General features: G+C 71.5%; 21 protein-coding genes. 17 read left to right on the top strand and 4 right to left on the bottom strand.

Annotated features, from left to right (window positions below):
• Positions 1–64 precede the first annotated feature (64 nt).
• Positions 65–349 carry a hypothetical protein gene (locus tag M4960_RS04795; protein WP_194646420.1) on the top strand — a complete coding sequence of 95 codons (285 nt, stop codon included), beginning with the start codon at positions 65–67 and terminating at the stop codon, positions 347–349.
• Positions 349–591 (top strand): hypothetical protein, encoded by a 243-nt coding sequence (locus M4960_RS04790; protein ID WP_248703613.1) that lies wholly within the window; start codon positions 349–351, stop codon positions 589–591. The genes M4960_RS04795 and M4960_RS04790 overlap by 1 nt, the downstream gene beginning before the upstream one ends.
• Here the strand turns inward: M4960_RS04790 and M4960_RS04785 are convergent.
• On the bottom strand, positions 568–942 hold the full coding sequence (locus M4960_RS04785; protein WP_111084475.1) for a MerR family transcriptional regulator: 375 nt from the start codon (positions 940–942) through the stop codon (positions 568–570). The genes M4960_RS04790 and M4960_RS04785 overlap by 24 nt on opposite strands.
• Positions 943–1,011: 69 nt before the next feature.
• Between M4960_RS04785 and M4960_RS04780 the strand changes: the two genes are divergently transcribed.
• The 6 genes from M4960_RS04780 to ccsB all read left to right on the top strand — a co-directional run bounded on the left by M4960_RS04780 (position 1,012) and on the right by ccsB (position 7,315).
• Positions 1,012–2,502 (top strand): SulP family inorganic anion transporter, encoded by a 1,491-nt coding sequence (locus tag M4960_RS04780; RefSeq protein WP_131879310.1) that lies wholly within the window; start codon positions 1,012–1,014, stop codon positions 2,500–2,502.
• 68 nt (positions 2,503–2,570) lie between these two features.
• Positions 2,571–3,227, top strand: a complete 657-nt coding sequence (locus M4960_RS04775; protein ID WP_123292091.1) for a histidine phosphatase family protein — start codon at positions 2,571–2,573, stop codon at positions 3,225–3,227.
• Positions 3,224–3,844 (top strand): TlpA disulfide reductase family protein, encoded by a 621-nt coding sequence (locus tag M4960_RS04770; RefSeq protein ID WP_123339052.1) that lies wholly within the window; start codon positions 3,224–3,226, stop codon positions 3,842–3,844. Before M4960_RS04775 ends, M4960_RS04770 begins: the two co-directional genes overlap by 4 nt.
• 45 nt (positions 3,845–3,889) lie before the next feature.
• Positions 3,890–4,588 (top strand): cytochrome c biogenesis CcdA family protein, encoded by a 699-nt coding sequence (locus M4960_RS04765; RefSeq protein ID WP_123292336.1) that lies wholly within the window; start codon positions 3,890–3,892, stop codon positions 4,586–4,588.
• On the top strand, positions 4,572–6,281 hold the full coding sequence (locus M4960_RS04760; RefSeq protein WP_235036025.1) for a cytochrome c biogenesis protein ResB: 1,710 nt from the start codon (positions 4,572–4,574) through the stop codon (positions 6,279–6,281). The genes M4960_RS04765 and M4960_RS04760 overlap by 17 nt, the downstream gene beginning before the upstream one ends.
• Positions 6,282–6,286: 5 nt before the next feature.
• The gene (gene ccsB / locus M4960_RS04755) at positions 6,287–7,315 is read left to right on the top strand and encodes a c-type cytochrome biogenesis protein CcsB (protein ID WP_173169456.1); all 1,029 of its coding nucleotides are present in this window, start codon (positions 6,287–6,289) and stop codon (positions 7,313–7,315) included.
• A 119-nt stretch (positions 7,316–7,434) separates the two neighbouring features.
• Here the strand turns inward: ccsB and M4960_RS04750 are convergent, their stop codons facing one another.
• Complete coding sequence (locus tag M4960_RS04750; RefSeq protein ID WP_248703612.1) at positions 7,435–8,424, bottom strand: o-succinylbenzoate synthase; 990 nt, start codon at positions 8,422–8,424, stop codon at positions 7,435–7,437.
• Positions 8,425–8,557: 133 nt separating this feature from the next.
• Here M4960_RS04750 and M4960_RS04745 point away from each other — a divergent pair, with 133 nt between their 5' ends.
• The 4 genes from M4960_RS04745 to M4960_RS04730 are packed head-to-tail and all read left to right on the top strand — an operon-like array spanning position 8,558 to position 12,119.
• Positions 8,558–8,968 carry a hypothetical protein gene (locus tag M4960_RS04745; protein ID WP_123292094.1) on the top strand — a complete coding sequence of 137 codons (411 nt, stop codon included), beginning with the start codon at positions 8,558–8,560 and terminating at the stop codon, positions 8,966–8,968.
• A gap of 22 nt (positions 8,969–8,990) precedes the next feature.
• Positions 8,991–9,920: a 1,4-dihydroxy-2-naphthoyl-CoA synthase gene (locus M4960_RS04740; RefSeq protein WP_111084280.1), complete on the top strand. Its 930-nt coding sequence runs from the start codon at positions 8,991–8,993 to the stop codon at positions 9,918–9,920.
• A gap of 16 nt (positions 9,921–9,936) precedes the next feature.
• Entirely contained in the window at positions 9,937–11,067 is a 1,131-nt protein-coding gene (locus M4960_RS04735; RefSeq protein ID WP_248703611.1) for an AMP-binding protein, read from the top strand.
• Between the two features lie 50 nt (positions 11,068–11,117).
• Positions 11,118–12,119 (top strand): 1,4-dihydroxy-2-naphthoate polyprenyltransferase, encoded by a 1,002-nt coding sequence (locus M4960_RS04730; RefSeq protein ID WP_248703610.1) that lies wholly within the window; start codon positions 11,118–11,120, stop codon positions 12,117–12,119.
• Between the two features lie 12 nt (positions 12,120–12,131).
• Here the strand turns inward: M4960_RS04730 and M4960_RS04725 are convergent, their stop codons facing one another.
• Positions 12,132–12,467 (bottom strand): DUF4229 domain-containing protein, encoded by a 336-nt coding sequence (locus M4960_RS04725; RefSeq protein ID WP_123292098.1) that lies wholly within the window; start codon positions 12,465–12,467, stop codon positions 12,132–12,134.
• Between the two features lie 64 nt (positions 12,468–12,531).
• On the opposite strand from M4960_RS04725, the gene M4960_RS04720 reads away from it, so the two are divergent.
• Both M4960_RS04720 and menD read left to right on the top strand, forming a co-directional pair.
• A complete protein-coding gene (locus M4960_RS04720) occupies positions 12,532–12,888 on the top strand; it encodes a PLD nuclease N-terminal domain-containing protein (protein ID WP_131921755.1) in 357 nt (118 codons plus the stop codon).
• Positions 12,881–14,626: a 2-succinyl-5-enolpyruvyl-6-hydroxy-3-cyclohexene-1-carboxylic-acid synthase gene (gene menD, locus M4960_RS04715; protein WP_308221998.1), complete on the top strand. Its 1,746-nt coding sequence runs from the start codon at positions 12,881–12,883 to the stop codon at positions 14,624–14,626. Before M4960_RS04720 ends, menD begins: the two co-directional genes overlap by 8 nt.
• A gap of 19 nt (positions 14,627–14,645) precedes the next feature.
• Here the strand turns inward: menD and M4960_RS04710 are convergent, their stop codons facing one another.
• A complete protein-coding gene (locus M4960_RS04710; RefSeq protein ID WP_248703608.1) occupies positions 14,646–15,905 on the bottom strand; it encodes an isochorismate synthase MenF in 1,260 nt (419 codons plus the stop codon).
• Positions 15,906–16,013: 108 nt separating this feature from the next.
• Between M4960_RS04710 and M4960_RS04705 the strand changes: the two genes are divergently transcribed.
• The 3 genes from M4960_RS04705 (at position 16,014) to M4960_RS04695 (ending at position 19,374) form a co-directional block, all read left to right on the top strand.
• Positions 16,014–16,805: a demethylmenaquinone methyltransferase gene (locus M4960_RS04705; RefSeq protein WP_123313846.1), complete on the top strand. Its 792-nt coding sequence runs from the start codon at positions 16,014–16,016 to the stop codon at positions 16,803–16,805.
• Between the two features lie 32 nt (positions 16,806–16,837).
• Positions 16,838–17,914, top strand: a complete 1,077-nt coding sequence (locus M4960_RS04700) for a polyprenyl synthetase family protein (RefSeq protein WP_111084273.1) — start codon at positions 16,838–16,840, stop codon at positions 17,912–17,914.
• A gap of 86 nt (positions 17,915–18,000) precedes the next feature.
• Positions 18,001–19,374, top strand: coding sequence for an FAD-dependent oxidoreductase (locus tag M4960_RS04695; RefSeq protein WP_123338847.1), 1,374 nt, complete (start codon positions 18,001–18,003; stop codon positions 19,372–19,374).
• Positions 19,375–19,376: the final 2 nt, after the last annotated feature.

The raw sequence follows: 19,376 nt of genomic DNA, 5'->3' as shown, positions 1-19,376 counted from the left end.
GGGGGACCGGGTGGGGACGGGGACGGGGGAGCTCGCGACCTGGCCGCCTGCGGCGGTCGCTGTCGTGGCAGCAGCGCTGTGCACGGCGGCGTTCACGCTGCTCGCGGCGTTCGTCGGTGGGCTGTGGGCGGTCATCCGCTGGCGGCGGGACGTCGCGCGCGAGCAGCGGGACCGCTACTGGACGCGGCTGACGGTGGTCTTCGACCTGATCACTGCGAGCGAGGTCGGACGTCGCGAGATCGGACGCAATCTGGCACAGGCGATGTACGACATGCAAAAAGTGCCCGCCGGAGAAGAACCCGCTGCAAGGGTGCTGGCGGAACTGTTCATCGAGAAGAGGAGACCGTGATGACGACTCGTCTGCGTCGTGCTTGGCGAGAACTGGTACGGAAGGAAGCGGCTCCTGCCGAGCGGCCGCACATCGGTCCTGCGCCCGGCGAGAGCATGTGGGACTGGGCGCAACGAGGAGCGATCGACTGGCAGCTGCACGTCGAAGAAGGAGAGCTGAAGCTCGAGCTCGAGCGGCAGCGCATGCGGGCTCGGGTGCTCGCCGAGGACAGCGGGGTGTCAGGGGAGCGAAGCGCGGAGTGACCCCAGGGTGCCGATGAACTCCTCGGCCATGCCGGCGCGCTCGACGAGCTTGGCGTGCCGGGCCCGGGCATCGTCGAGGTACTCGTCGAGGCGTGCAGCCAGCGCTGGCTCGTCGTCGGGGTCCTTCGCCGCCAGCGCATCGACGACCCGCAGCAGGTCCGCCATCTCGTCGAGCGTGAACCCGAGTGGCTTCATGCGGCGGATCACGAGCAGCCGGTCCAGGTCCTGTGCGGTGTAGACCCGGAACCCGCCCGTGGTGCGGCCGCTCGGCACGAGCAGCCCGACCTCGTCGTAGTGGCGGATCGTCCGCAGGGACATGCCGGCACGGTCCGCCAGCTCGCCGATGTGCATCGTGTCCGGGGTGTCGGTGGCGCTCACGGTGCACAACTCTACCCTCACGTGAGGGTAGAGTTCCGATCGATGTCCGTGATCACACACGCGCCGGCGGCCCCGAGCGTCCTCACCGCCCTCCGCTCACCCCGCATGCTCACCCGCGAGGTCCTCGCCGGTGTCGTCACCGCGCTCGCGCTCATCCCCGAGGCGATCTCGTTCTCCGTCGTCGCCGGGGTCGACCCCGCGGTCGGCCTGTTCTCGAGCGTCATCATCGCCGTCGTCATCTCGATCGTCGGCGGCCGTCCGGCGATGGTGTCCGCCGCGGCCGGTTCGGTGGCCCTGGTCATCGCGCCGCTCGTCCGCGAACACGGCATCGAGTACCTCGTGCCCGCGATCGTCCTCGGCGGCGTGTTCCAGCTCGTGCTCGGGTTCCTCGGGGTCGCGCGCCTGATGCGCTTCATCCCGCGCAGCGTCAACGTGGCGTTCGTCAACGCGTTGGCCATCCTCATCTTCACCGCGCAGCTGCCCAACCTGCTCGGCCCCGACGTCCCGTTCGTCGTCTGGCCGCTCACCGCCCTCGGCATCGCGATCATCGTCGGCTTCCCGTTCCTGACCAAGGCCGTCCCCGCGCCGCTCATCGCGGTCGTCGTGATCACCGGCATCACCATGCTCTTCAGCGTCGTCGTCCCCACGGTCGGCGACGAGGGCGAACTGCCCACCGCACTGCCCGGGTTCAACGGCATCGTCACCCCGTTCTCCTTCGAGACGCTGCAGATCATCGCGCCGTACGCGTTCGGCGTCGCGATCGTCGGCCTCATCGAGACCCTGTTGACCGCGCAGCTCGTCGACTCCATCACCGAGACCGGCTCGAGCAAGTGGCGGGAGTCTTGGGGGCAGGGCGTCGCCAACATCGCGTCGGCGTTCTTCGGCGGGACGGGTGGTTGCGCGATGATCGGCCAGACGGTCATCAACGTGAAGACCGCGGGCGCACGGACCCGGATCTCGACCTTCGTCGCCGGTGCGTCGGTCCTCGTCCTGACGATCGTGCTGCACGACCTCGTGGCCGAGATCCCGATGGCCGCGCTGACCGCCGTGATGCTCATGGTGTGCGTGGCGACCTTCGACTGGCACAGCATCCGTCCGCGCACCCTGCGGCGGATGCCCCTCGGGGAGACCGCCGTCATGCTCATCACCGTCGTGGTGGTCGTCGTGACCGAGAACCTCGCGACCGGCGTGCTCGTCGGGGTCGTCGTCGCAGCACTGGTCTTCGCTCGCCGGGCGGCGCACGTCGTCACCGTCGTCCGCGAGCCGGTCGACGAGCACACCGTGCGGTACCGGGTGCGCGGCGCCCTGTTCTTCGCGTCGTCGAACGACCTCGTCACGCGGTTCTCCTACGCCGAGGACCCGGAGCACGTGGTCATCGACCTGTCCGACGCGCACGTCTTCGACGCCTCGACGGTCGCGGCGCTGGACGGCGTCGAGCAGCGGTTCGCCAAGCACGGGTCCACGGTCGAGGTCGTGGGCCTCAACACCGGGTCGGTGGCCATCCACGGGCGGTTGTCGGGCGAGCTCGGCTGAGCGCTTCCGCATCCGGTGAATCGGCTGTGGGGCCGGTGAGCACCGGTGGGCGACCTACACTGGAACCCATGCCCGCCACCCGACTCCACCTCGTCCGGCACGGTGAGGTGCACAACCCCGACCGCGTCCTGTACGGGCGGCTCCCGGGCTTCGGACTGAGCGACCTCGGCAAGCAGATGGCCCTCGCCTCGGCGACCGCGTGGAAGGACGCCGGTGTCGACGTGCGCCGGATCGTCGCCTCGCCGCTGCAGCGCACGCAGGAGTCCGCGGCGCCGTGGTCGGCCGCGTACGGGCTCGACGTCACGCTGGACGAGCGCCTGATCGAGCCGACGAACCGGTACGAGGGGCAGCCCCCGGGCTTCACGAAGCGTTCGCTCGGCCGTCCGGCGGAGTGGCCCTGGATCGCGAACCCGTTCCGGCCGAGCTGGGGCGAGGCGTACGAGTCGATCGCGAACCGCATGCTCGCCGCGATGACCACGGCGTGGGAGAGCGTGGACGGCGGCGACGTCGTCCTGGTCAGCCACCAGCTGCCGATCTGGACGGTCCACCGGAAGCTCGCGGGGGAGTCGCTCTGGCACGACCCACGCAAGCGCCGCTGCGACCTGTCGAGCATCACGACCGTCGAACGGGTACCCGCCACGTCGACCGGTCGGTTCACCGAGGTCGGGTACACGGATCCCGCGCAGGAGCTGCGCGCGACCGCCATCGACGAAGGAGCAGTGTGAGCGTCATCAGCAAGCGGTTCGCGGTCCTCGCAGCGACGGCGGTCGCCGCGGCGCTCGTCCTGTCCGGGTGCTCGTCGGACAACGGTGGCCTCGCCAAGCAGTACGGCAACGGCACCACCCAGAACTACATCTCCGGCGACGGCGCGGTGACCGAGGTCACCGCCGACAAGCGGTCCGACGCGGTCGACTTCGAGGCGAAGGACTCCGACGGCGACACCGTCTCGTCGAAGGACCTCAAGGGCAAGGTCGTCGTCCTGAACTTCTGGTACGCGAGCTGCCCGCCGTGCCGCGCCGAGGCGAAGTACCTCAACGAGGTGCACGAGTCCTACGCCGGTGCCGACGACGTCGCGTTCATCGGCGTCAACGTCCGCGACGAGGCAGCGACCGCAGCCGCCTTCGAGCGCACCTTCGGCGTCGACTACCCGACCGTCCTCGACCAGAAGACCGGCACGATGCAGCTCGCCCTGTCCGGTCAGATCGCCCCGAACGCCGTGCCGGCCACGATCGTCCTCGACACCAAGGGCCGCGTGGCTGCCCGGGTGCTCGGCGCCGTCGACGGCACGAGCATCCTGAAGACCCTGATCAGCGACGAAGTCGACGCCGGCAAGGCCTCCTGACCCGTGGCCTCCAACCCCTTCGCCGAGGCGATCCTCAGCGGCCAGATGGCCGTTGCACTGCCCGTGGCGGCGCTCGCGGGACTCGTCTCGTTCCTGTCGCCGTGCGTGCTCCCGCTCGTGCCCGGCTACCTCGGGTACGTCGGTGGGATCGCCGAGGGCGGGCAGCGCCGCGGGCGGGTCGTGCTCGGCGTGCTCCTGTTCATCCTCGGGTTCACGGCGGTCTTCGTCGCGTACACGACGGTGTTCGGGGCGCTCGGCTTCTGGCTCGTGCGGTGGCGCGACCTCATCACGCAGATCCTGGGCGTCGTCGTCATCGCGATGGGGCTGGTGTTCGTCGGCCGGTTCACGTTCATGCAGCGCACCATCAAGCCGAGCTGGACACCCGCGACCGGACTCGTCGGCGCCCCGCTGCTCGGCATCGTGTTCGGCCTCGGCTGGACCCCGTGCCTCGGCCCGACCCTCGCCGCCATCAACCTGCTCAGCGTGCAGTCGGGCAGTGCCTGGCAGGGCATGTGGCTCGGCGTCGCGTACTGCCTGGGCCTCGGCATCCCGTTCGTCCTCGTCGCCCTCGGGGCCGGCTGGGCGACCGGTGCGATCCGCGCCGTGAAGCGGCACATGCGCACCGTCAACATCATCGGAGGAGCGATCCTGATCGTCATCGGTCTGCTCATGGTCACCGGAATCTGGTCGGCCGTCATGTCGAGCGTCGGGGCGGTGATCCAGAGCTTTGTCCCCGCGGTCTGATCCCGAAACCGAAGCGACGGGCGCCGACACCGCGTCGGACCCGCAGCGACCGTCCGACCACGTCGACGGCTCCGGACCCGGCGACGCCGGCATCAACCAGCCGAAGCTCGGCTTCGTCGGCACCCTCCGGTTCTTCTGGCGACAGCTCACGAGCATGCGCACCGCGCTGTTCCTGCTCATGCTGCTCGCCCTCGCGGCGATCCCGGGCTCGCTCGTGCCGCAGCGCACCGCCGACCCGAACGGTGTCGTCCAGTACAAGGCCGACCACGCCACGCTCTACCCGATCCTCGACAAGCTGCAGGTCTTCGACACCTACACGTCGGTGTGGTTCTCGGCGATCTACCTGCTGCTGTTCGTCTCCCTGATCGGCTGCATCGTGCCGCGCACGAAGCACCACTGGCAGGCGCTCCGCACCCGTCCGCCCCGGACCCCCGTCCGCCTGACGCGACTGGCGGGCTTCCGCACCGTGGCGGTGCAGCCCGACGCGATGATCGACGGCACCACCGGGATCGACGTGACCACGGGCCTCCCGTCCAGCGAGCACGCGGTCACGCGCGCGATGGCGATCCTGAAGCGCTCCGGGTACCGCGTCGAGCGCTTCGGCGACTCGGTGAGCGCGGAGCGCGGCTACCTGCGCGAGACCGGCAACCTGGTGTTCCACGCGGCGCTCGTCGGTGTCCTGCTGGCCGTCGGTGTCGGCGGCGGGTTCGGGTTCACCGGCCAGCGGCTGCTGGTCGAGGGGCAGACGTTCTCGAACGTCCTCGGCTCCTACGACTCGTTCAACCCGGGTCGCTGGTTCCAGCAGACCGACCTCAAGGGCTACAACCTGACGCTCGACAAGTTCGTCACGAAGTACGAGGAGCGCAACCTCGACGCCCTCGGCCAGGCGCTCGACTACTCGGCGACCGTGACGAGCAAGGAGAAGGGCGGCGAGTCGACGACCAGCCGCCTGGGCGTGAACGACCCGCTGCACGTGGGCGGCACCAACGTCTACCTGCTCGGCAACGGCTACGCGATGAACGTCACGGTGCGCGACGGCGAGGGCAACGTGGCGTTCCAGGACGTCGTGCCGTTCCTGCCCGAGGACGCCAACTACACGTCCACCGGCGTCATCAAGGTGCCGGACGCGCTGCCGGACCAGCTCGGCATGGTCGGGTTCTTCTACCCGACGGCGTCGAAGCTCGCCTCGGGTGCGTACACGAGCGCCTACCCGGACACGCAGAACCCGCTGCTGACGCTGCAGGTCTACACCGGCGACCTCGGCCTCGACAGCGGCGTGCCGCAGAGCGTCTACACGCTCGACACCAAGGGCCTCACGCAGATCGCGGGCCGTCAGTCCGACACGGCGAGCATCGCGCTCGAGCCCGGGCAGACCAAGAAGCTGCCGAACGGTGCCGGGTCGATCACCTTCGACGGCGTCAAGCGCTACGTGTCGCTCGACGTGCACCACGACCCGTCGCAGGCGTGGGTCGCCGCCTTCGCGCTGCTCTCGACGCTCGGGCTGCTCACGTCGCTCTTCGTCCCGCGCCGACGCGTGTGGGTGAAGGTCGTCCCCCGCAAGGGCGCAGAGCACGGCGAGTACGACTTGGAGTACGCGGGCCTCGCCCGCGGTGAGGACCCCAACCTCGAACGGGCCGTCGCGGACATCGCACAGCGCCACACGTCGGACCTCGGAGTTAGGATGCCCCAGTGAACGACATGACCACGAACCTCGCGACCTACTCGGTCGTGCTGACGTACTCCGCGATGGCGGTCTACGTCATCGCGTTCATCTCGTTCGCGCTGGACATGGCGAAACGCTCCGGCGAGGTGACGGCAGCTGCGAAGAACGCTGGTGCGGACTCGGACGACGCTGCGGCGACCGCCTCGGTGGGCGCGGCCCGCTCGGCGAAGACCGTCGCCACCGTCCGGGGCGGCACCGTCGTGCTCGAACCGGTCGCGGCACCCCCGGCGCACGCCGGCGGCTCGGCCGCGCGCGGCACGAAGTTCGAGCGCGTCGGCATGGCCATGACGATCCTCGCGCTGGTGCTGCACGTCGCATCGGTGGTCCTGCGCGGCATCGCGGCCGACCGTGTGCCGTGGGGCAACATGTTCGAGTTCTCGCTGACCGGCACGGCGCTCATCACGCTCATCTTCCTGCTCGTGCAGTTCTGGCAGAACCTGAAGTTCCTCGGCGTCTTCATCACCGGGCTGACGATCATCCTGCTCGGCATCGCGACGGTGAACTACTGGGTCCCGGTCGTGCCGCTGCAGCCGGCGCTGCAGTCGTACTGGCTCGTCATCCACGTCTTCGTGGCGATCGCCGGCACCGGGTTCTTCGCGCTCGGTGCGGGGCTCGCGGTGGCGCAGCTCGTGCAGACGTACCGCCAGGGCCGGACCGCCTCGGGCAAGCTCCGCTTCATGGCGACCCTGCCGGACGCCGACCGCCTCGAGGTCCTGACCTACCGCGTCCTGCTCGTCGGCTTCGTCCTCTGGACCTTCACCCTGATCGCCGGTGCGGTCTGGGCGGAGCGTGCCTGGGGCCGGTACTGGGGCTGGGACACCAAGGAGGTCTGGACCTTCATCATCTGGGTCGTCTACGCCGGGTACATCCACGCCCGTGCGACCCGCGGCTGGCGCGGTGCGCGGTCGTCGTGGCTGGCGCTCATCGGCTTCGCCGCCGTGATGTTCAACTTCTCGGTCGTGAACGTCTTCTTCAAGGGCCTGCACAGCTACTCGGGCCTGTGAGCGACGCGCGTCACTGACGCGGCTCTGGTCGCGACCAGGACCGGACGGGAGGCACGGTGCCAGCTGGCACCGTGCCTCCCGTCCGTCGTCCGGTCGCGTGCAGGGCCGGGAAGACGGGTCTACGCGGCGGCCAGTACGGCGTGCACCCGCGCCACCCGCGCGAGCCACCACGCCGTCCGCTCCGGCGACGCGGCGTTCCGGTCGAGCAGGTCCGCCGACACCGCGACCCGTCGCACCGGCACGCGGCCCCCGACCGGCAGCAGCGGGTCCACGGTGACGTCGGACGCGAACATCGCGGCGGTCCCGAGCCCGGCGGCGTACCCCGGGGACATCGCGGCCGCGGCGAGGAACGCGCCCATGCCGAGCCCCACCGAGGTGTCGAGCGCGCTGGAGACCACGCACGGCAACCCGGCCTCGGCGATGACCGTACGCGCTGCGGTGACGCCCCCGAGCGGTTGTGCCTTGACGACCAGGACGTCAGCCGCTCCGGCTCGTGCGACGGCGAGGGGGTCCGCGGCCTTGCGAACGCTCTCGTCCGCGGCGATCCGCACCCCGAGGCCGTCGATCCGTGCTCGCAGCGCGGCGAGCTCCGGCACGGTCCGACAGGGCTGCTCGGCGTACTGCAGGTCGAAGGGAGCAAGGCGTTCGAGCGCCTCGGTGGCCTGGTCGACGCTCCACAGCCCGTTGGCGTCCACCCGGACGGCGGCCGCGGGGCCCATCACCCGTCGGACCTCGGCGACCCGGGCGACGTCCTCGTCGACGGTGGTGCCGGGTTCGGCGACCTTGACCTTGGCGGTGGTGCACCCGGGATAGCGCGCGAGCAGTGCGGCGACCTGGTCCGGGGCGATCGCCGGCACCGTGGCGTTCACCGGCACCGAGTCGGCGGCGGCCTCGTGCTCGGTCCAGCCGAAGTCGATCGCGCCCCGGAGCCACGCGGCGGCCTCGGCGTCGTCGTACTCGACGAAGGGTGAGAACTCGGTCCAGCCCGAGGGGCCGCGGAGGACGACCGCCTCGCGCGTGGTGATGCCGCGGAACCGCACCCGCATCGGCAGGGCGACCACGTGCGCGTCGGCGGTGAGTTCGGCGAGGTCGGGGAGCACGTCGGCCATCCTCCCACCGCACCCAGGGCACCTGCCGGTTCCTCGGAGGGGACCGCCAGGGCAGGGCATTAGCATGCATCGGTCGGCCTCGGTCGGCACTGGTCACGACCCGGATCGAACCGTCCGGAACGAGGGAGGCGCGGTGGCGCGGGAACCGCAGCAGCGTGCGCAGCGCCCCGGTCGCGACACCGACGAGTTCGCGCGGCTCATGCAGCAGAACACCGTCGACGTCCGCCAGACGGCGGGTCGGAAGCGCCGCAGCCCGATCGTCGGCAAGATCGCCCTCGGCCTCGCGGTGGTGTCCGCCGCGGTGGACGCCAGCGCCTTCGCGGTCTTCATGGGCGGTGACACCGAGTTCGCGTTCGGGATCTGCTTCGTCGTGGTCTTCCTGACCCTCATCGCGGCGGTGCTCGGCTTCGTCGCGGCCGTCGGTGGCCTCGGCCGGTGGTACGGGGCGATCGGTGTCGTGGTGGCCTTCTTCGCCAACCCGGTGATCCTCATCGTGATCCTGGTGTTCGTCGCACCCGAGGTCCTGACCGGCATGGGCGCCTGACCGGCGGCGGTACGTTGGGGGCATGGCTGCTCCCGTCTCCGACCTGTTCGATCCCGACGTCTGGACCGCGGCTCCGATCGCGGAGCAGTTCACGGACATCACGTACCACAAGCACGTCTCGAAGGGGATCGTCCGGGTCGCGTTCGACCGGCCCGAGGTACGGAACGCCTTCCGTCCGCGCACCGTCGACGAGCTCTACCGGGCGCTCGACGACGCCCGCCAGGACCCCCGCGTCGGCGTCGTCCTGCTGACCGGCAACGGCCCGAGCCCGAAGGACGGCGGCTGGGCGTTCTGCTCCGGCGGCGACCAGCGCATCCGGGGGCGCAGCGGCTACCAGTACGTCGGCGACGAGGGTGCGCCGCCCGAAGGAGTCGACCCGGCCGCCGCGCAGGCGTCGATGGGACGACTGCACATCCTCGAGGTGCAGCGCCTGATCCGCATGATGCCCAAGGTCGTCATCGCCGTGGTCCCCGGTTGGGCAGCCGGCGGCGGGCACTCGCTGCACGCGATCTGCGACCTGACCATCGCCAGCGCCGAGCACGGCAGGTTCAAGCAGACCGACGCCGACGTCGGATCGTTCGACGGCGGCTACGGCAGCGCCTACTACGCCAAGCAGATCGGCCAGAAGTTCGCGCGCGAGGTCTTCTTCCTCGCGCAGGAGTACTCGGCGCAGCGCGCGTACGAGATGGGTGCGGTGAACGCGGTCGTCCCGCACGAGGACCTCGAGCGCGAGGCGATCCGCTGGGGCGAGATCGTCCTGGGCAAGTCCCCGACGGCGATCCGGATGCTCAAGTACGCGTTCAACGCCGTCGACGACGGGATGGTCGGCCAGCAGGTCTTCGCGGGCGAGGCGACGCGGCTCGCCTACGGCACCGACGAGGCCGTCGAGGGCCGCGACTCGTTCCTCGAGAAGCGCGCCCCCGAGTGGACGTCGTTCCCGTGGCACTACTGAGCCCGGCGGTGCCGGCATGACCCGTCCGCTGGTCGCGCTGGGCACGTCGGATCCGCTGGCAGTGCTCCGCGGCCTGGAGGCAGCGCTCGCCGGCGGCCCCGCGTTGCTCCCCGTCGCCGAAGGGACACCGGCGCTGCCGACCCCGCCACCGGCCGACGTCCGGCAGCGGGTCGCCCTGGTGGTCGAGACGAGCGGGTCCACCGGCACCGGCAAGCGCGTGGCCCTCTCGTCCGAGGCGCTCCTCGCCGGTGCCGCAGCGGCGGACGCAGCGCTCGGCGGACCGGGCAGCTGGGTGCTGGCGCTGCCCACGCACTACATCGCGGGCCTCAACGTCCTGACCCGCTCGATCGCAGCGGGGACGACGCCGGTCGTCGTGGCACCGGGGCACTTCGACGCCACGGCGTTCGCGGACGCCGTGGACCAGCTCGTCACCGGCCCAGCGGCTCCCCGTCGCTACACGTCGCTCGTCCCCGTGCAGCTCGCCCGCGTGCTCGACGACGACCGCGCGACGGCTGCGTTGGGCAGGTTCGACGCGGTCCTCGTCGGCGGGCAGGCGACCCCGGCGGCGCTCCGCGAGCGAGCGGTCGCCGCGGGCGTGCGCATCGTGACGACCTACGGCGCCAGCGAGACGAGCGGCGGCTGCGTGTACGACGGCGTGCCGTTCGGGACCGTCCGCACCGCGGTGGTGGACGAGGAGCTCCAGTTGGCGGGTCCGATGCTCGCCGAGGGGTACCTCGGCGACGAGGACCGCACGGCTGCGACCTTCGTCGAGCGCGACGGCCTGCGCTGGTACCGCACGGGGGACACCGCCGCGGTGTCGGACGGGGTGGTCCGGGTGCTCGGACGCCTCGACGACGTGGTGATCTCCGGCGGCGAGAAGGTCCGGCTCGGCGCGGTGGAGCGGCTCGTGCGCGACCTGCCCGACCAGCACGGTGCAGTCGTCACCCGACGGGCCTCGGGGGAGTGGGGCGAGGTGCCGGTCGTCGTCACCGAGCAGCCGCTCGACCTCGACACCGTCCGGTCCCACGTGGGCGACGCCCTCGGCCGAGCGGCACGTCCGGCCGCGGTGGTGGTGGTCGACCGGCTGCCGATGCTCGCGTCCGGCAAGCCCGACCGGCGGGCGATCCAGGACCTGGCGTCCTCGTAGGCCCGCGCGTCGGCACCGCGGTGCAGTGCGACGCGGCGCGGATAGGATCGGTGGTCGTGGCACGAACGAAGAACACGACGCACAAGCAGGGCCGCTCGGGCAACCCGGCGAAGGCTGCGACCCCGGTCCGCTCGAAGCGCCGGGCGACCGCGCGGGACTGGATCGGCGGGGCACGGCTCCGCACCCTGACGCTCGGCGTCGTCCCCGTGGTGCTCGGCACCACCGTGGGCTTCGTCGACAGTGGCACCACGGGCGACTTCGGTGCGTTCCTGGCGCAGGACGGGCACCTCGCCATCGCGCTGCTCGCCCTGGCAGTGGCACTGTTCCTGCAGATCGGCGTGAACTACAGCAACGACTACTCCGACGGGGTCCGCGGCACCGACGAGTACCGCGTCGGCCCCGCTCGACTGACGGGGGCCGGCCTCGCGAAGCCCCGCACGGTGCTGACCGTCGCGCTGACGTTCTTCGGGCTGGCCGCGGTCGCCGGGATCGTCATCGTGGTGCTCACCCAGCTGTGGTGGCTGCTGCTCGTCGGCGCCGCCGCGATCGTCGCTGCCTGGTTCTACACCGGCGGCAAGAAGCCCTACGGGTACAACGCGCTCGGCGAGGTCTTCGTCTTCGTGTTCTTCGGACTCGTCGCCGTGCTCGGCACCCAGTACGTGCTCATCGGCCAGGCCACCACGAGCGGATGGGCCGCCGCGGTCGCCGCCGGGTTCTTCGCCTGCGCGGTCCTGATGGTGAACAACATCCGCGACATCGACGAGGACCGTCTCGCCGGCAAGCGCACCCTGGCCGTCGTCGTCGGACGACCGGTGGCACGGGTGCTGTACGGCCTGTTCCTGCTGCTGCCGTACGTCGTGCTGCTCTGGTTCGTCCTGCTCTACTTCCGCACGGGCTTCGCGTACTTCTCACTGCTGCTGGCCCTGCCGGCGCTCGCGATCGGGGTGTCGTCCCGCAAGCCCCGTGAACTCATCACAGCACTGCAGCTGTCGTCGTTCGCGTCGCTGGTCTTCGGCGTGGTGCTCGGCATTACACTCGCCGTCCAGCCGTAGGACTCCACCGGACTACTCCGCGTCGGTGTCCCGGCGCGCGGCGTGCCGGTCGGCGTCCGACACCGGGCGCACGGTCGGGGTGTCCGCGGCGTCGGTGTCCGCCGCGTCGACGAAGTCGTCCTCGAAGTCGGTGTCCGCATCGCGCTCCGGGCCACCGCGGCGGTTCGCCAGGCTCAGGGCGACCTTGGTGCGGAGTCCGGCGAGCGCGATGTAGGACACCAGCAGCCCGACGAGGGCGGCGATGATCGTCGCCCAGTACCAGGGCATCGGGGTCAGGAGCCGGAGGAGCACGAGCGCCGCCGCGAAGATGCCGAGCCGGGCCAGGGTGTACAGGAGCCACGCTTTCACCCTGCGAGTCTACGGACGGCCGACCGGCAGGGTCGTCACAGGCTCGCGACCTAGACTCCTGGGCATGGTCCGCTTGTGGTTGATCGTCGTCGTCGCCGCTGTCGCCTTCACGGTGTACGCGGCCATCGACTGCGCGACGATGCCCCGCGAACGTGTCCGATCCCTCAGACGCGGTGTCTGGATCCTCCTCGTGATCGTCCTCCCCGTCCTCGGTGGGGTGCTCTGGTTCCTGCTCGGCCGCTCGCCGGCGTCCCCGGGCACGACCGCCCGGTACCGTGGACCCGAAGACGACCCGGACTTCCTCGGCACCACGCCCGTTCCGGGGGACACCCTCACGGACAAGGACCAGGACGACGCGACCCTCCGAGACCTCGAAGACCAGTTCCACGACCGAGACGACGACGGCCGCACCGATCGCTGACGGTCCCGCCGGATCGGGCAGTCCGGCGACGGACGCCGCCCTGACGCTGCTGCAGGAACTCGTGCGCGCCGGCGTCACCGACGTCGTCGTCAGCCCGGGCTCACGATCCCAGGCCCTTGCGCTCGCGGCCGTCGCCCTCGAGCGTGCCGGCGGCCTGACCGTCCACGTCCGGCTCGACGAGCGCACCGCCGGGTTCTTCGCCCTCGGTCTCGCGGTGGAGTCCGGTCGACCGGCCGCCGTCGTGACGACCTCGGGTACCGCCGTCGCCAACCTGCACCCGGCCGTCCTCGAAGCGCACCACTCCGGTGTGCCGATGATCGTGCTGAGCGCCGACCGGCCGGACGAGCTCCGCGGCATCGGCAGCAACCAGACCACCGTGCAGCCGGGGATGTTCGGCGACGCGGTCGCCTTCGTCCGCGACGTCGAGGCGCCCTCTGCGCACGGAGCCGACGCCTCGGTGCGTGCAGCGCTCCGCGACCTCGCCCGCCAGGCCGTCGCCGCGGCCGCCGGACACACCGGGCAGCCGGGGCCGGCGCAGCTCAACGTCGCGTTCCGTGAACCCCTGTCCGCCGGCCTCGACGCCGAGCGCGTGCAGGGCGTCCCCGACGACGAGGTCGACACCGCGTTCGCCACCCGTCGTGCGCACGGCGGACTCCCGGTGGCCGAACTGTCGCCGGACGACGAGCCGGGCACGGTCGTCATCGCCGGGCACGACGCCGGCGAGGACGCCGAGCGCATCGCGTGGGAGCTCGGGGCGCCCCTGCTCGCCGAGGTCTCCAGCGGCGCACGGTTCGGCCGGAACCTCGTCGTCACCTACCGCGAACTCCTGCGCGACCAGGACTTCGGCGGCGCGGTCCGTCGTGCCGTCGTGCTCGGCCACCCCACCCTGAGCCGCGAGGTCCCGGCGCTCCTGCAGCGGCAGGGGGTCGAGACGATCGTGGTCCGCGGACACGCGGCCGACCCCTTCGACCCGGCCCGCGCCTCCCGGCCCTCCGACACCACCTTCGTGTCCGACGTCCGCGTGACGGGCCGGACCCGGCCGGAGCACCGTGCGTGGGTCGGCCGCTGGGTCGGTGCGAGCCGTCAGCTGTTGGGCGACGGTGACGCCGGACCCGACCTCGGCGCCAAGCGGTCAACGGACCGCGCCGAACGCAACAAGTTCCTGCGCGACGAGGTCGCCCTCCGCCGCCGACCCGTCGACCGCGCGATGCTCGCCGACGCCGTGTGGGGCGTGACGTGGCCGCACGACCGGCTCGTGTTCGGCGCCTCGCAGATCATCCGCGTCGCCGACGGGCGCGTGCTCGGCAAGAAGATCCGGGTGCACGCGAACCGCGGGCTCGCCGGCATCGACGGCACCGTGTCGACGGCGCTCGGGATCGCCGCGGCCCTGGAACAGTCGTCGGCGTCGGTGGGCACCACGCGCGTGCTGCTCGGCGACCTGACCCTGCTGCACGACCTCGGGGCGTTCGTCACGGGCGCCGAGGAACGCACGCACCGGGTGCAGGTCGTCGTCGGCAACGACCACGGCGGCGCGATCTTCCGTGGGCTCGAGGTGGCACGCACCACCCCACCAGAGGACATGCGGCGGATGATGTCGACCCCGCAGCACGTCGACGTCGAACGGGTCGTGACCGGCCTCGGCTGGGAGTACCGCCGCGCGGAGACGTGGGGCGACCTCGAGCGGGTGCTCACCGACCCGGCCGAGCGCGTCGTGATCGAGGTCCCGCTGGCCGACTGACGCGTGGCCGCAGCGCCGCTCAGGCCAGCGCGTCGGTGACCGGTCGGAACTTCAGGGCGGTCTCGGCGACCTCGCGCGCCGGTTCCGACCCCGCGACGACGCCCGCACCCGCCCAGGCCCGGACGGTGCCGCCGTCGTCGATCCGGGCGCTGCGGAGCGCCAGCATCCACTCACCGTCGCCGGTGGCGCTCATCCAGCCCACCGGGCCGGCGTAGCGACCGCGGTCGACGCCCTCGAGCTCGGCGACGAGCCGGACGGCCACGTCGGTCGGGGTGCCCGCGACGGCGGCGGTCGGGTGCAGGGCGTCGGCGACGTCGAGCGAGGTGGTGTCCGGCGGCAGGGTCGCCTGCACGTCGGTCGCCAGGTGCCACAGGTTCGGCAGCTGCAGCCGGAACGGCTCGGGGTCGGCGCGCAACTCGGTCACGAGCGGGCGGAGCGAGGCGAGCAGGCTGTCGATCGCGAACGCGTGTTCCTCGACGTCCTTCGCGCTGGCGGCGAGGGCTTCGGCAGCGGCACGGTCCGACACCTCGTCTTCGCCGCGTGCGGCGCTGCCGGCCAGCACCCGCGCCGTCAACCGGGTGCCGTCGGTGCGGGCGAGCGTCTCGGGGGTCGCACCGACCAGGCCGTCGACCGCGAAGGTGACGCACTGCGGGTAGGCGGCGGCGAGGTCGAGCAGCAGGGCGCGGTGGTCGGCGTTCGCTGGCATCTCGCCGACGAGGTCGCGGGCGAGGACGACCTTCTGCGCGCTCCCGGCGGCGATGCGCCGCACGGCCTCGGCGACGTTCGCGGCGTAGGCGGCCTCGTCGATCCGGCCGGGGTGCAGCGCGACGGAGACGTGTGGTCCGACGTGGGGGACCGGCACCGAGGTCCGCGTGAACGTGAGCGGCTCGGCACCGACGGTCGTGTCGATCGCTGTGAGCCAGGCCTTGCCGCGCCGACGGCCGATGACCACGCGCGGGACGATCAGGACGCTCTCGTCGGCGGAGTCGTCGGCGAAGGCGAAGGAGCCGAACGCGACCAGGCCGGAGCCGCGCAGCTGCACCGGGTCGTCGACGACGGCCGACTCCACGACGGTGCGCCACACCGCGGCGGCGTCGCGCATCCGGTCGGGGCCGGTGAACGTGAACCGCAGCGCCTCCCCGATGCCGACGATGCCGTCACCGTTCCGGACGAAGGCCAGGGGACGGTCGCGCAGGGTGTGGCGGAGGACGGTGCCCGGGTCGTCGAGGATCCGGGTGGAGACCGTCAGCGGGGGCGCCGCCGTGGTGGTTCGGGTCACGGCTCCGATGCTACGCGCGGTCGGTGGACCACCTGGCCGCGCGCTCGACGAGTGGGCCGTTGCTGCGAGTCCGGTGAACGTACGGTCGGGACCTCTAGGATTGGTCGGGTGAGCAGAGCGGACCTGAACAAGCGGCCGGACGAGGTGGCGGCGATGTTCGACGACGTCGCGGCCAAGTACGACCTCACGAACGACATCCTGTCGGCGGGCAACGCACCGCTGTGGCGTGTCGCCACGGTGCGGGCGGTCGACCCCCAGCCCGGCGAGAAGGTCCTCGACATCGCCGCGGGCACCGGGACGAGTGCCGCGGCCTTCGCGAAGAAGGGGGCAGAGGTCAGCGCGCTCGACCTCTCCGCAGGCATGATCGCGGTCGGTCGCGAGCGGCACCCCGAGATCACCTTCGTCGAGGGCGATGCAGAGCACCTGCCCTTCGACGACGACACGTTCGACGCCGTCACGATCTCGTTCGGGCTGCGCAACGTGAACGACCCGAAGCAGGCGCTCGCCGAGATGCTGCGGGTCCTCAAGCCCGGCGGCCGAGTGGTCATCTGCGAGTTCTCGACCCCGCCGCGTGCGCTGCTGCGCCTCGGCTACGGCACCTACCTGAAGCGCGTGCTCCCGGGCATCGCGAAGCTCTCGAGCAGCAACCCCGCCGCCTACCGCTACCTCGCCGAGTCGATCGACGCCTGGCCGGACCAGCAGGTCCTCACCCAGTGGCTGCGCGGCGTCGGGTTCTCCGTGGTCGCCTACCGGAACCTCACGGCCGGTATCGTCGCACTGCACCGTGGTCGCAAGCCCGTCGCCGACACGGTGCGCGAGTCCGCGGCCCGTCGTGCGAAGGCACGCCGCGACCACCAGGCCACCGGCGAGCAGCCGCGCGTCGACCCGGCCGACGACTGACCGGTCACCATCCCCCGAAGACGGAGCAGCACTTGAATCCGAGCGTCCCGGTCGCACGTCGCGCGCCGAGCCTCCGCGCCTCGCTGGGCATCGGCGAGCGGTTGTTCGCCACGCCCGCCGACCGCCGCTTCATCGCCGCCGTCGACGACGGTCTCGAGCTCGTCGAGCAGGGGCTCGAGGACGCCATGCGTTCCACGGACACCCTGGCCGACACCACGAGCCGCTACCTGCTGTCCGCGGGCGGCAAGCGGATCCGTCCGACGCTGACGCTGCTCATCGCGCAGCTCGGCGACGGGGTGACCGACGCCGTGGTCAAGGCCGCCGTCAGCATCGAGACGACCCACCTGGCGTCGCTCTACCACGACGACGTCATGGACGAAGCGCCCGTCCGCCGCGGGGTCCCCGCAGCGCAGATCACGTACGGCAACAACGTCGCGATCCTGACCGGCGACCTGCTCTTCGCCCGCGCCAGCCTCATCACCGCCGACCTGGGTACCGAGGGCATCCGGATGCAGGCCGAGACCTTCCAGCGCCTCTGCATGGGTCAGCTGCACGAGACCACCGGCCCGCAGCCCGACGACGACCCGGTCGAGCACTACATCCAGGTGCTCAGCGACAAGACCGGCTCGCTCATCGCGACCGCCGCCCGCGCCGGTGTCATGTTCTCCGGTGCCGACCGTGCCTACCTCGACGCCGTCGGGACCTTCGGCGAGAAGGTGGGCGTCGCCTTCCAGCTCGTCGACGACGTCATCGACCTGGCACCGGCGACGGACAAGACCGGCAAGATCGCCGGCAACGACCTCCGTGCCGGCGTCGACACGCTGCCGATGCTGCACCTGCGGCGGCACGCGGCGACCGACCCGGCGGCGCAGGACCTCGTCCTGCGCATCGAGCGTGACGTGAACGGCGCCCCGGACGACGCGGTCGGCTCCGTGCCGTACCAGTCGGCCGTCGCCGCACTGCGTGACCACGAGGCGACTGCGTCGACGCGCACGGTCGCGGTCCGCTGGGCCCGCGAAGCCGTGGACGCCCTCGCCCCGTTGCCCGACGGCACCGTCAAGCGGGCACTCACCCGCTTCGCCGACTCCGTCGTCGACCGCAGCCGCTGAACACCACCCGCGACCGGTCGACCCCACGGTCGCCGCGCGGGACGCACCACCGGGAGCACCCCACCCGAACGAACTGGAGACGATCAGTGCCCACCCTCCGAATCGCCATCGTCGGCGCCGGACCCGCCGGCATCTACGCCGCGGACATCCTGCTGCGCGAGGCCCACGGACACGACGTGTCGATCGACCTGTTCGAGCAGCTCCCCGCGCCGTACGGACTCGTTCGCTACGGCGTCGCACCCGACCACCCGCGGATCAAGGGCATCGTCAACGCCCTGCGCGACGTGCTCGACCGCGGTGTCGTCCGGCTGTTCGGCAACGTCCGCTTCGGCGAGGACATCACCCTCGAGGACCTGAAGAAGCACTACAACGCGGTCGTCTTCTCGACGGGCGCGATCAAGGACGCCGACCTCGACGTCCCCGGCGTCGACCTCCGGGGCTCCTACGGTGCCGCCGACTTCGTCAGCTGGTTCGACGGTCACCCCGACGTCCCGCGCACCTGGCCGCTGACCGCGGAGAGCGTCGCGGTGATCGGCGTCGGCAACGTCGCGCTCGACGTCTCCCGCATCCTCGCGAAGCACGCCGACGACCTGCTGCCGACCGAGATCCCGGCGAACGTGTACGAGGGCCTCAAGGCGTCGCCCGTCACGGACGTCCACGTCTTCGGCCGCCGTGGTCCTGCCCAGGTGAAGTTCACGCCGCTCGAGCTCCGCGAGCTCGGCGAGGTCCGTGACGTCGACATGGTCGTCTACGACGAGGACTTCGACCACGACGAGGCGTCGAAGACCGCGATCGCCACGAACAAGCAGGTCATGGTCATCAACCGGGTGCTCGAGCAGTGGCGCACCCGCGAGACCGGCCAGGCGAGCCGGCGGCTGCACCTGCACTTCTACGCGAAGCCGACCGAGTTCGTCGGCGACGAGCAGGGCAACCTCACCGCGATCCGGTACGAGCGCACCCGGCCGAACGGCGAGGGCGGTGTCGAGGGCACGGGCGAGATCCGTGAGATCCCGATCCAGGCGGCCTACCGCGCCGTCGGCTACTTCGGTTCCCCGCTGCCCGGGCTGCCGTTCGACGAGCGCCATGGCGTCATCCCGAACCACGAGGGCCAGGTCCTCGACGACGACAACCAGCAGATCCCGGGCGTCTACGCCACCGGGTGGATCAAGCGCGGTCCGGTCGGGCTCATCGGGCACACGAAGTCCGACGCCATGGAGACCGTGCAGCACATCGTCAACGACCAGGCGAGCTGGTGGACGCCGGAGGACCCCTCCGAGGGTGCGATCCCGGCCCTGCTCCGCGAGCGTGGCGTCGAGTACACCGATCTCGAGGGCTGGCACCACCTGGACACCCACGAGCTCGCGCTCGGTGCTGCCGAGGGCCGTGAGCGCATCAAGGTCGTGCCCCGCGACGAGATGATCGACGTGTCCCTCGGTCGCGTCGACGTGCCCACGAACTGACA

The sequence above is a fragment of the Curtobacterium sp. MWU13-2055 genome (genome assembly GCF_023242305.1).
In the GTDB taxonomy this organism is placed as follows: domain Bacteria; phylum Actinomycetota; class Actinomycetes; order Actinomycetales; family Microbacteriaceae; genus Curtobacterium.
This window is presented reverse-complemented; position numbering and strand designations above follow the sequence as displayed.